The sequence below is a fragment of the Sporomusa sp. genome (assembly GCF_057736855.1).
The window spans coordinates 33,127-45,274 of sequence record NZ_JBYKYF010000001.1 but is presented as its reverse complement, the minus strand read 5'-3'; the positions used below and the strand labels follow the sequence as shown (position 1 = coordinate 45,274).

At 44.5% G+C, this 12,148-nt stretch carries 14 protein-coding genes; 12 read left to right on the top strand and 2 right to left on the bottom strand.

What is annotated here, in order from left to right; all coding sequences use genetic code 11:
- Positions 1–187 precede the first annotated feature (187 nt).
- The 12 genes from AC29Z1_RS00220 (at position 188) to atpC (ending at position 9,656) form a co-directional block, all read left to right on the top strand.
- Positions 188–982, top strand: coding sequence for a DUF3100 domain-containing protein (locus AC29Z1_RS00220; RefSeq protein ID WP_488269440.1), 795 nt, complete (start codon positions 188–190; stop codon positions 980–982).
- On the top strand, positions 982–1,434 hold the full coding sequence (locus AC29Z1_RS00215) for a hypothetical protein (protein WP_488269439.1): 453 nt from the start codon (positions 982–984) through the stop codon (positions 1,432–1,434). Before AC29Z1_RS00220 ends, AC29Z1_RS00215 begins: the two co-directional genes overlap by 1 nt.
- 30 nt (positions 1,435–1,464) lie before the next feature.
- Positions 1,465–2,781 (top strand): amidohydrolase, encoded by a 1,317-nt coding sequence (locus AC29Z1_RS00210; RefSeq protein ID WP_488269438.1) that lies wholly within the window; start codon positions 1,465–1,467, stop codon positions 2,779–2,781.
- 325 nt (positions 2,782–3,106) lie between these two features.
- Positions 3,107–3,514 (top strand): ATP synthase subunit I, encoded by a 408-nt coding sequence (locus tag AC29Z1_RS00205; protein ID WP_488269437.1) that lies wholly within the window; start codon positions 3,107–3,109, stop codon positions 3,512–3,514.
- Positions 3,515–3,533: 19 nt separating this feature from the next.
- Positions 3,534–4,229: a F0F1 ATP synthase subunit A gene (atpB, locus tag AC29Z1_RS00200; protein ID WP_488269436.1), complete on the top strand. Its 696-nt coding sequence runs from the start codon at positions 3,534–3,536 to the stop codon at positions 4,227–4,229.
- 2 nt (positions 4,230–4,231) lie between these two features.
- Positions 4,232–4,483: a F0F1 ATP synthase subunit C gene (gene atpE, locus AC29Z1_RS00195; protein WP_488269435.1), complete on the top strand. Its 252-nt coding sequence runs from the start codon at positions 4,232–4,234 to the stop codon at positions 4,481–4,483.
- Between the two features lie 84 nt (positions 4,484–4,567).
- A complete protein-coding gene (gene atpF, locus AC29Z1_RS00190) occupies positions 4,568–5,059 on the top strand; it encodes a F0F1 ATP synthase subunit B (protein ID WP_488269441.1) in 492 nt (163 codons plus the stop codon).
- Positions 5,056–5,622, top strand: coding sequence for an ATP synthase F1 subunit delta (atpH, locus tag AC29Z1_RS00185; protein ID WP_488269434.1), 567 nt, complete (start codon positions 5,056–5,058; stop codon positions 5,620–5,622). The genes atpF and atpH overlap by 4 nt, the downstream gene beginning before the upstream one ends.
- Positions 5,619–7,127 carry a F0F1 ATP synthase subunit alpha gene (gene atpA, locus AC29Z1_RS00180; RefSeq protein WP_488269433.1) on the top strand — a complete coding sequence of 503 codons (1,509 nt, stop codon included), beginning with the start codon at positions 5,619–5,621 and terminating at the stop codon, positions 7,125–7,127. The genes atpH and atpA overlap by 4 nt, the downstream gene beginning before the upstream one ends.
- Positions 7,128–7,130: 3 nt before the next feature.
- The gene (gene atpG / locus AC29Z1_RS00175; protein ID WP_488269432.1) at positions 7,131–7,982 is read left to right on the top strand and encodes an ATP synthase F1 subunit gamma; all 852 of its coding nucleotides are present in this window, start codon (positions 7,131–7,133) and stop codon (positions 7,980–7,982) included.
- A 13-nt stretch (positions 7,983–7,995) separates the two neighbouring features.
- Positions 7,996–9,411: a F0F1 ATP synthase subunit beta gene (atpD, locus tag AC29Z1_RS00170; protein ID WP_488269431.1), complete on the top strand. Its 1,416-nt coding sequence runs from the start codon at positions 7,996–7,998 to the stop codon at positions 9,409–9,411.
- Positions 9,408–9,656 carry an ATP synthase F1 subunit epsilon gene (gene atpC, locus AC29Z1_RS00165; protein ID WP_488269430.1) on the top strand — a complete coding sequence of 83 codons (249 nt, stop codon included), beginning with the start codon at positions 9,408–9,410 and terminating at the stop codon, positions 9,654–9,656. Before atpD ends, atpC begins: the two co-directional genes overlap by 4 nt.
- A gap of 92 nt (positions 9,657–9,748) precedes the next feature.
- Here the strand turns inward: atpC and murI are convergent, their stop codons facing one another.
- Positions 9,749–10,552, bottom strand: coding sequence for a glutamate racemase (gene murI / locus AC29Z1_RS00160; protein ID WP_488269429.1), 804 nt, complete (start codon positions 10,550–10,552; stop codon positions 9,749–9,751).
- 251 nt (positions 10,553–10,803) lie between these two features.
- On the bottom strand, positions 10,804–12,108 hold the full coding sequence (locus AC29Z1_RS00155) for an ATP-binding protein (RefSeq protein ID WP_488269428.1): 1,305 nt from the start codon (positions 12,106–12,108) through the stop codon (positions 10,804–10,806).
- Positions 12,109–12,148: the final 40 nt, after the last annotated feature.

Below are 12,148 nucleotides of genomic sequence, written 5' to 3'. Positions count from 1 at the left end.
ATCCCCTGCTCCACTACACTTTATGCTTTACCCCAACATTTGACAAAGAACCGATGTTTCTGATAATACTGGTATATAATTGTTTTTGGAAATATTCCTTAATTATTCCAAAAATATAGAGGTGATTTGAGACGCATTTTGTTACGCGAATTGGTTTTAGGCAATAAAAGGGTTAGGAGTGATGTAATTGGACATATTACGTAACTGGAAAATTCATGTTTTAGTACTGATGATCGTTATTATGTCAGAGATGCTTGGTATTGTAAAATATGGTCTGATTATTCTGCTGCCTTTGCTGCATGCTATGGTACTTGGCGGCATTATCAGCTTTCCTAAGTTTAAGATTGTATCAACCAAGCAAATGGAAGTAGCTGCCGGGATTTTGCCGGTTGCGATGATGTTGTTGATTGTCAAAATTGGTTTAGATATAGGTCCTAATTTGCCTATGCTGTTTCATTCAAAAGGAGCGCTGCTGTTTCAGGAAGTAGGGCATTTCTTTGGTACTGTTCTGCTGGGATTGCCGATAGCTGTACTCTTACATATGGGCCGAGAAGCGGTTGGTGCTACTTATTCGGTTGCTAGAGAACCCAATATTGCGATCATTGCCGAAAAATATGGTCTTGATTCAGCGGAAGGGCGTGGCGTAATGGCCATGTATATCTGCGGAACGCTGTTTGGCGCTGTGTGGTTAGCCATTTTAACTGGTGTGGTAGCTAAATTAGAAATTCTACATCCGTATGCGTTAGCAATGGGGTCAGGTGTAGGTAGCGGCAGTATGATGGCGGCTTCAGTCGGCTCAATTATTGCAGCTTACCCTGACATGGAACAACAAATTCGAGCCTATGCGGGGGCAGCTAATTTAATGTCTACCATTTTGGGCATTTACGTAAGTCTCTTTTTGTCATTGCCGCTGGCCAACAAACTGTACGATATCTTAAATAAGTTGCGAGGCAATAAAGAGACTGTAAAGGAGATGCTATAATGAGCAAGTTGCTAAATATGGCCATTGTCCTGATTATTACAGGATTATTTGTCGTTGTTGCTAATTTTATTGGCTATAAAGTGGATTGGTATAGTTCTTTGCTGGGGATTGCCGTTATTGTTGCCATTGGCCTGCTGGGAATGGCTATTAGTCAATTGCCTGTGCTGAATAAATTACCCATGGTGTTTTGGATATCTTTTGTTGCGATTATTTTCTCAATCCCAGGTTTTCCTGGCAGCGAGTGGATTATTCAAACAACAAAAAAGGTGCAATTTCTTGCCATTACTACTCCAATTTTGGCTTATGCCGGTTTATCCTTGGGGAAAGATATAGAGATGTTCAAAAAGTTGTCATGGCGCATTGTTCCGGTAGCGTTGGCTGTAATTACCGGTACATTTATTTTTGCGGCCATTATTGCCCAATGTATCCTAAAACTAGAAGGGGCGATTTAGTTTTAAACAAGTTAATAGTGGAGGTAGACAATGACGCGAGAGGAATTAAAGCAGAAAGTTTGTCAGGCAATAGAAGCCCGCAGGGAAGAGATTCTTGCACTGGGAGATTCCATTTATCATGAACCTGAGCTGGGTTTTAAAGAAACCAAAACAGCGGCTAAGGTGGAAGAGATATTCCGTACACTCGGGATACCTTATGAAAAAGGGTTGGCTCTTACTGGCGTGAAGGGGCGGCTTACAGGTAAAGAGTCCAAATGCACGGTAGCTATCTTAGGTGAACTGGATGCAGTTATTTGCGCTGCGCATCCGGCAGCTGATCCGTTAAGTGGTGCGGCTCATTGCTGTGGTCATAACGTTCAGATAGCGATGCTCATGGCTGTAGGCAGAGCATTGCTTGATACTGGTGCCATGAATTATCTGGCTGGTGATGTCGTATTATTCGCGGTTCCGGCTGAGGAATATGTTGAGATTGCATACCGTAACAAACTGCGTGAAGAAGGAAAAATCAAATATCTTGGGGGGAAACAAGAATTAATTTACCGGGGAGCTTTTGATGATATTGATATGGCCTTGCAAGTGCACTTGCTTACTAAGACCGGGACAGATAGCTTTGTGCGGCTTGGCAGTACCAGTAACGGCTTTATCGGTAAATTAGTTCAGTATAAAGGTAAGGCGGCACATGCTGCCATGGCTCCATCTGAAGGGATTAATGCTCTGAATGCGGCGATGTTGGGCATTATGGGTGTGCATGCTCAGCGGGAGACCTTCCGTGAACAGGATTATGTACGGTTTCATCCCATTATTACGCAGGGCGGCGATTTGGTTAATGTAATTCCCGAAGATGTGCGTATGGAGAGTTATGTACGGGCAGCCAGTATTGAGGCATTACGCGATAGCAATATAAAAATTGACCGCGCATTACGCGCCGGTGCTGCTGCCGTAGGTGCGGAAGTAACGATTCAAAGTTTACCCGGTTATTTACCGATGATTAACAACCAGGAACTGAATCAGGTGTTTAAGGCCAATGCCGAGGTTTTGTACGGACAAACGCAAGTGGTTGTAGGCACCCATGAGGCTGGCAGCACTGATACCGGCGATCTTTCCCATATCATGCCGACGATTCATCCTTGGCTCGGTTGTGTTTCAGGTGCTTTGCACAGTAAAGAGTATTCGGTAGCCGATGTTCATGCGGCTTATATCAAGTCCGCGCAGGCACTAGCGATGACAGTCATTGATCTGTTGTACGGCGCTGGGGAAATAGCAGAGAAAATAGTAAAAGACTATAAGCCGCTGTTAACAAAAGAACAATATTTGGCTTTCCTAGATTCGTTTAACCAAGATCAGTAAGCGAGTTTAGTATAAGATGAACGCGCCAACGAGTATTTAAATAGCATTGTGCTTTTCATATCTTTTTCTAAACAAAGCGAGACTTCTTGAGGGAGACAAAAAACGTCTTTCCTCAAGTGAAGTCTCGCTCTGTTTTTTTATGGGTAGCACCAGCAAGAAGAGTACAAACCTACCATACTATTCACCTACTATGCTGGTGACATAGCATTGTTAAAATTCTTTAGAAAATCAGTAATATATCTGACAAGTTGTCATATACATGAAGTAAGACGACAGCGGCGCCGGACTCAGGTCTTTTTTCCTCAGAGAAAAATATAAAGGTGGGATGGCTAGGCCGCATGTAATGAAAAACTATGAGTTTAACGTTAGGAGCATGTTAGCACAAATTGCGCTGTTGGGAGGCATAATCTGCCTATTTGCTTATGTGTATTCTACAGTCCATGTACTCATCGGCATACTTATTGGTTTGGTGACAGGTTCCATCTATTTTTTGTATCTGTACCGCCAAGTTGAGAATGTGCAGGTACTGACCAAGCAGCAGGCCATTGAGCATATTCGAGGAGGCTGGGCAATTCGGCTGGCCGTTATATTGTTGGTACTTATTATCATTACTCAAGTATTACAGGCCAGTGCAAGTGCTTTTATCGTAGGCTTCTTTACCATTCCGGCGCTATTGTTCCTTCAGGGGATGCTGCTGGTTTATAAGCAAATAAAAGAGACTAAAAAACAGTAAACCAAGGAGGTGAAGACACATGGGCCACGGCGGAGGTGAGATGGGTGGACACAATGTAGTCGTTTTTGCCGGGCTGGAGTTTAACCTTGATACCTTATACATGACTTGGTTGACTATGGCGATTATCATTTTTGGTTCGCTGTTGGTTCGACTAAAATGGACATTGGTGCCAGCAGGCTGGCAAAATGCTGTGGAACTTTTGCTGGAAGGGCTGCTAAGTCAGATTGACTCAACCATCGGTAAAAACGGACGCAAGGTCGCACCACTTATTATTACATTATTCTTCTTTCTGTTAATTTCCAACTGGTTAGGCTTGGTACCGGGTTTTACTTCACCAACTAATGATATTAATACAACATTAGGTCTAGCACTGATGATTGTTGCTATTGTTCATGGGTATGGTATCAAGACGAAAGGAGTTTTGGCGCATTTTAAGCATTTTATTGAACCCAATATCGTGTTTTTGCCTATCAATATCCTTGAAGAATTGGCAAAACCGATAACACTCTCGTTCCGTCTATTTGGTAACATCTTGGCAGGGGAGATTCTGATTATTATTTTAGGGATTCTTGTACCTTATTTTGTACCGACACTGTGGCTGGCATTCAGTGTGTTTGTTGGTATCATTCAAGCGCTGATATTTACTATGTTATCAATGTCTTACTTAAGTAATTCCTTGCAAGTCCATCATCATCACGAAAAAAAGGAGGGGTGACAGTGGAACAGGCAATTATCATTGCGGCTTCGGTTATTGCCGCAGCTTTAGTGGTAGGTTTGGCAGCTTTTGGAGCGGCAATCGGTGATAGCCATGTAACGGCGAAGGCCGTTGAAAGTATTGCTCGTCAGCCGGAGGCGAAGAACTCCATCATGGTAACCATGCTAATTTCAGTTGGTTTGATCGAATCTATTCCTATTATTGCTGCCGTTATCGCCATTGTACTAGTATTTACTAATCCTTTCATACAGTAACAGCCAGTAAAAAGAGGCGCCTGATAGTTAATTTCTATCAGACGCCTGCTCTCATAGTGAAAGGGGGGATCGTATTTGATTGAGATGAACGCTACTTTAGTGGCTCAGATTATTAACTTTCTATTGCTGGTAGCTATTTTAGCTAAAATTGCCTATCGACCAATCATGACCGCTTTGGAAGAGAGGCGGACACGGATTGAAAGAAGTCTCGAGGAGGCAGAGCGGGAGCGGGTGCAGGCAAATGCCCTAAAAAAAGAGAGTCAAGAGCAGATTGTCGCAGCCCGTATTCAGGCCAGAGCCATTATTGACGAAGCAATTGCCCTAGGGGAAAAGTCGAAAGAAGCGATACTCCAGCAAGCCAGAGAAGAACACGACCGACTGTTAAAAGAGACACAGGCAGAGATCGAGCGTAATTATCAGCAAGCTATGAATCGACTGAGACAAGAGGTAGCTACCATCGCTGTGGCAGCAGCAGAAAAAATTATTGAAAAAAACCTGGATGCAGAAACCAATACCCGTCTGGTACAAAACTTTATTAAGGACTTTACTAAAGAAAAGTATGGTGAGCTCACATGAAGCTGCGGTTAGCAAAGCGATATGCTCAGGCGCTGTTTCGGGTTGCACAAGAGAGACAGATTCTCTATGAGGTACAGGAAGAGTTGTCTTTGGTCGAACAGATGTTTGCCGAAACAGCGGTTCAGAGCTTTTTTAACAACCCCGGAATACCGGCGGCTGAAAAAAAGGAAACCATTGTGCGCTTAGTTGGTGGCAGTGTTTCCGGATTGATCCAAGACTTGTTGTGTTATCTCATTGACAAGCGGCGCATGGCTGTGTTGCCAGACATGATCAAGGCTTACCGGATGTTAGTGAAACAGGCATACAATATCTTGGAAGTTCAGGTGGTAACGGCTTCTGAGCTAGCTGAACAAGACAAACAGAATTTAGAAGCACGGCTTGCCAACATAACGGGAAAAACCATCGAAATGTATTCGCGAGTAGATCCGCGGATTTTAGGTGGACTCATCATTCAAATCGGTGATAAACGTATTGACAACAGTGTGGTAGCCAAACTGGCAAATCTAAAAAGTCATTTATTAAACACAGAGTGTTGGGAAGGTGAGGTGACTAACTCACTGTGAAGATACGACCTGAGGAAATATCGGCCATTATCCAGGAGCAAATCAAGCAATACCAAATACAAAGCAATGTAGATGAAGTTGGCATGGTTATTGAGGTTGGTGACGGTATTGCACGGTTGCACGGCTTGGACAAGGCTATGGCCGGAGAGCTTCTGGAATTCGGCGATGGAGTTTATGGAATGGCGTTAAACCTGGAAGAGGATAATGTGGGTTCAGTCCTGTTAGGTGATGAGGTGAAGGTGCAGGAAGGCTGCACCGTCCGGCGCACTAACAGAATTATGGAAGTGCCAGTGGGGGAAGCACTTATCGGCAGAGTCGTTGATGCACTGGGACGGCCCATTGACGGGCGGGGAGTAATCAATACTACCGCTACTAGACCAGTGGAGTGGCGAGCTCCGGGGATCGCTGACAGGCAGCCGGTAAAAGAGCCATTACAAACAGGGATAAAAGCCATTGACTGTATGGTGCCCATTGGACGAGGACAAAGGGAATTGATTATCGGTGACAGAGGAACAGGTAAAACCGCTATCGCAATTGATACCATCTTGAATCAAAAGGGCGAGGATGTAATTTGTATTTATGTCGCCATTGGACAAAAAGCCTCGACCGTAGCCCGGGTGGTTAAGACACTGGAAGAACATGGGGCTATGGAACATACTATTGTTGTTGTAGCCACGGCATCTGACAGTGCACCGCTGCAATATTTGGCACCTTATACCGGTGTGGCCATGGGCGAGTATTTTATGTACCAGGGACGACATGTGTTATGTATCTATGATGACTTATCCAAACATGCCGCAGCCTATCGGGCCATGTCGCTATTACTCAGGCGTCCGCCAGGACGGGAAGCCTATCCTGGGGATGTTTTTTACCTACATTCCCGGTTGCTGGAGCGGGCAGCCAAATTATCGTCAGAACTGGGCGGCGGCTCACTAACAGCTCTGCCGATCATTGAAACTCTAGCCGGCGACGTAGCTGCCTATATCCCCACCAATGTAATATCCATTACAGATGGACAGATTATTTTGGAAAGCGAGCTGTTTTATGCCGGTACGCGGCCGGCTATCAATGTGGGACTGTCGGTATCACGGGTAGGCGGTGCGGCCCAGATAAAGGCCACTAAGCAAGTGGCCGGGCGTTTGCGGCTTGATTTAGCTCAGTACCGTGAATTGGCGGCATTTGCTCAATTTGGCTCTGATCTGGATAAGGGCACCAAGGATTTGCTGGAACGGGGCAGAAGAATGACCGAACTACTCAAACAGCCGCAATATAAACCTATGCCGATTGAGGAACAGGTTGTTGCCATTTATTTAGGCGTTAACGGACATTTGGATGATGTGCCTGTTTCGCTTGTAAGTAAGTTTGAACATGAATTTCTTCAGTATATTCGTGCCTATCCGGAGATCTGCGGCGGAATCAAAGAGAAAAAATGCATAGAGCCGGAAGTGGAAGAACTCCTAAAAACCACCATCAAACAGTTTAAAGACTCCTTTATGGCGAGGTGAGCCATGCCTAGTGCATTAGATTTACGCCGCCGCATCAAGGGTGTAAAAAACATCCAGAAAATAACTCAGGCCATGAAATTAGTTGCCGCTGTGCGTTTGCGTAAGGCTCAGGAGCGGGTAAAAGAAAGTTTACCTTATTTCCAGGGGCTTAAGACAGCCATCCGCGATATAGTAAAAAGTGGAGAGGAAATTAACAATGTCTTGTTTGCGCAACGGGAAATTATGCGTACCGGATATTTGATCATTGGTGCCGATAAAGGGTTGGCAGGTTCTTATGGCAGTAACGTGATTAGAGCCGTGCAGCGCCATATCGGCGGCGAGCAACGCATCGGTTTAGTGGTTGTGGGACGAAAAGTACGCGATTATTTTGAGCGCCGCAAACTGGAGATTGATAAGGCCTTTATCGGCATTTCGGAAAAACCTAAGTATCAGCATGCCGTCGATATTGGTGCAGCCATTATGGACTTGTTTGGAAGTGGACAGTATGACAAAGTATACTTAGTTTATACCAAGTTCTATTCGCCAGGCAGCCAGCAGGTGGTAGTAGAAGATCTCCTGCCGATCACAACAGAAGAACATGTGCCAGAGAACCAGATTGTGCAACAGATCTATGATCCATCGTTACCCATTGTGGTGGAAGAAGTTGCGACAAAATGGCTGGAGGCTTCCATCTTCCAGGGGCTAATTCATGCTGCGGCAAGCGAAATGGCATCACGCTTAAATGCCATGAGCCTGGCTACCGACAATGCCCAAGACCTAATCAGTCAACTGGTGCTTGAGTACAATAAAGTCCGCCAGGCCAACATCACCAGAGAGATATCCGAGATTGTAGGTGGTTCGGAGGCACTGCGGTAAGAGGAGGGAGTACATGGCTAGCGGGCATGTAAAACAGGTAATTGGACCTGTTGTCGACATTGAATTTCCGCAGGATCAGTTACCGGCTGTTAATAACGCGGTAAAAATCACCGGGAAAGCTGCTGGATATGATATTAATTTAACCGTAGAGGTTATGCAGCACTTAGGAGATAATGTAGTTCGGTGTGTTGCAATGGCGTCTACGGATGGGCTGGTACGAGGCATGACAGCCGTCGATACCGGTTCACCCATTACGGTACCTGTAGGAGAAGGCATACTTGGCAGGGTATTTAATGTGTTAGGCGAGACGGTGGATAATAATCCTGCACCGGTAATCGCCAAGGAATATTGGCCGATTCACCGTCCGGCGCCAGCGTTTGTCGAACAAGAAACAGCTACCGAAATACTGGAAACCGGGATTAAAGTCGTTGACCTGATTGCTCCCTATGCCCGTGGCGGCAAGATTGGCTTATTCGGTGGGGCTGGGGTTGGTAAAACCGTTTTAATTATGGAACTGATTCGCAATATTGCTACTGAGCATGGAGGAGTCTCTGTCTTTGCTGGTGTAGGAGAACGTACCCGGGAAGGCAATGAACTTTGGCGGGAAATGATGGAGTCAGGTGTTATCAGTAAAACTGCTCTGGTGTACGGGCAAATGAATGAACCGCCCGGAGCTAGGATGCGGGTCGGTTTAACCGGCTTGACTATGGCAGAATATTTCCGGGATGTGGTTGGGCAAGATGTGCTTCTTTTTATTGATAATATCTTCCGCTTCATTCAGGCCGGTTCGGAGGTTTCGGCTCTTTTGGGACGAATGCCTTCAGCGGTAGGTTATCAGCCAACGTTAGGCACTGATGTCGGAGCTCTGCAAGAGCGGATTACTTCGACGAAGAAAGGTTCGGTAACTTCGGTACAGGCCGTCTATGTTCCTGCCGACGACCTAACAGATCCGGCACCGGCTGCTACCTTTGCCCATCTTGATGCTACTACCGTCTTATCCAGGCAAATTGCCGAACTGGGCATTTATCCGGCAGTAGATCCACTTGATTCCACTTCTCGCATTCTTGATCCATTGATTATTGGGGATGAACATTATCAAGTAGCTCGCGCTGTTCAAGAAATTTTGCAACGGTATAAAGAGTTGCAAGATATTATAGCTATCCTAGGAATGGAAGAATTGTCGGAAGAAGATAAGGTTATTGTCGCTAGGGCCAGAAAAATACAGCGCTTCCTGAGCCAGCCGTTTTTCGTGGCCGAAGCCTTTACTGGTACTGCTGGTAAATATGTACCGCTCAAAGAAACGGTACGGGGCTTTAAAGAAATTTTAAGTGGCAAATATGATGACCTGCCGGAGAACGCTTTTTACATGGTTGGCACTATTGATGAAGTGGTAGAAAAGGCAGCCGCCATGAGGGGGAAAGGGCAGTGAGTAAGACGCTGCGCTTAGAGATTGTCAACCCAGAACATAAAGTGTTTGACGGCGAGGTTCGGATGGTGATTGTTCGGGCTGTTACTGGAGAAATGGGCGTTCTTCCGGGACACGCTCCGCTCATTACCCTACTTGACTCCCGACCCGTCAGGTTATTGACCGAAACAGGGGAAGAGCAGATCATGATACAAGGGGGTATTATGCAAGTAAAACCTGATCTGGTTACGATAATGACCAGCAAGTAAAACCGATGCAATGCATGCAGCCAGTCGCGGCGCAGAAAAGAAATTCTGGCAAGTAAAAAGGCAAGCTCCAGTTTTGGGGCTTGCCTTTTACATTATTCCAAAATATTCACTTGTTCAAAACTATGCAGGGGTGCATCGATAATCCGCTCTGCTAGGCGTTTGGCTCTTGCCGTGTCGGCAGAAAAACAGAAGCGGCGCACAGCCTGCTGGTTGGGATCGGCTAACAAATCCATACTTTTCAGCATTTGCTGCGCATCAAGGGCAGTTTGTTTAGCCGGGTCGATGATGGTTACATCAGGTCCCATGATGCGTTGAATGGGGGCTGTGAGGAAGGGATAGTGGGTACAGGCCAAGACTACGGTATCTACACCAGCCTCTTTCATCGGCAGCAAATATTCGCGGCATGCGGCTTCTGCTTCAGGTCCATCTAATACTTCTCTTTCGACCATTGGAGCAAACGGCGGGCATGCTTGGGGGAATACATTGGCCGTTGGATCAATCGCCTTAATCCTTTGGGCATGTTTACCACTGTTAATGGTAGCTTGCGTAGCTGCAATTCCAATATGTTTAGTTTTGGTAGCAGCAAGCGCTAGCTTTTCGCCGGTATTCATGCCGACAATGGGAAACGAGTAACGACTGCGGGCCTGGTCTAACGTCCACATGGTTATTGTATTACAGGCCATAATTGCCATTTTAATACCTTGTTTGTTAAGGAAATCAAGAATTTGGTTGGTAAACTCAATGATTTGTTCTACTGGCCGGGGACCATAGGGCGTACGTCCGGTATCGCCAAAATAAACAATATTTTCATTTGGCATTACGTTAATTACTTCTTTTACTACAGTTAGTCCTCCAATACCGGAGTCAAAAATCCCAATGGGTGCATTATTTGCCACAAACGACACCTCCGAAATGTATTATGATGAAATTTATTATATAGTATATGTGATAACAGGTAGTTACCCTAACAGGAAAATCTTGATTGCAAATATACAGTGGTATTCGGTTATGAAATCCTGTGGGTTGTTATTTGTAGCTTAGCATTCTTGTTAGCGTAGTTGACACTCTTAATTATATTACAGATACTACGCAAACCAACAGAAAACGGTAAAATGTTATGAGTAATTTTAAAAAAATCTAAAAATTATTATGTGGCAATGTTGTGATAAGGAATGCAAATGGAAAAACAGGTAGAGCCTGGCTGAGATAACACCTGGATATGGGCACCTAACTGTTTTGCTAAATTTTGTGTATATGTTAGTCCTAACCCTGTTGACATTTTTCCGGTTTCAGGAGAAAATTTAGTTGAATAACCTGGTTTAAAGATGATTTCATAATCATTATCACTGATGCCGCAGCCATCATCTTCGATTGAAAATATAATACAATCGTTCCGAAACTCTTGGGAAACGATAATTTTTCCGTGTGTACCACAAGCCTCAATGGCATTCATGATGATATTATCTAACATGGAGATCAGCGCATAATGTTTATCAGTTATTATATCCATATCATCATGACAGATAAAGCTGATTTGCACAGTTGGTTTTTCAGCGATTAATCGTCGCAGCGTATTTTGCTTAATAATAAAAAGAATTTCTTTTAATGCCATTCCGCGTTCAACCGTCGACGGCTTCAGTTTGTTCTCTATGCTGGCAATAACACGGCGATAATCTTTTTTGACTTCATGAATATTTCTAGCAATGGACAAGGCTCGGCTGGCGCAGCTGATTTCTGTATGAGGCACAGCTTGTTCTTGCGTTTGGAGGTGATTATACAGCCAATAACTCTGTTCCATTACCTGTTCAATATCCTGAGATGATTTTTTCAAATAGAAAAGATCGGCTTTCAAGCGTGCAATGATCAGAGCTAATTCGGTATATCTTTCTAATTGTGTGCCTGCCAGAACGAAGCTATGGTATTTTTTCAGGATACAGTAACCGAACAGCGACAGGATTGCTCGTGCAATACCAATGGTAATAACTCCAAGCAGTATAGTCTCATAAGCATTAGTTAATAGATCAGGGCGAAAGGAAATTTCTGCTATATTGCTAATGATATCGGCCAGACTTAGTTTTAATATCAGGAATGGCATATTATTGATGCTGGCACGGATGTTGAAGGTATACCAAAACGTGGCAAAAGTAATATAGTATATCAGCGCCGGTACATTGGTCACTAAGGCTGTATCCCAATGATTATCCGGGTTCAGTGCAATCGCTGCTATACAAGTACGGAGTATTAGAATAGCCACTCCGCTGCATAGAATAGTGGAAGTGGTCGGCAGTTGAGGAAAATAAAGCAGCAACATGGACAGCATTACGCTACTCAAGGCAAAGCGAAAATGACTATCAAAAGGATAGATAAACACCATGCTGCTCAAGGTTACTAGTGCAATAACATATATATTAAGCTTGTATTGTGCAAGTAATTTTTCCAGATTTTGTAGCATGCTATTCTCTCCTTATACAGCATGGGTTTGTGAAAGTATA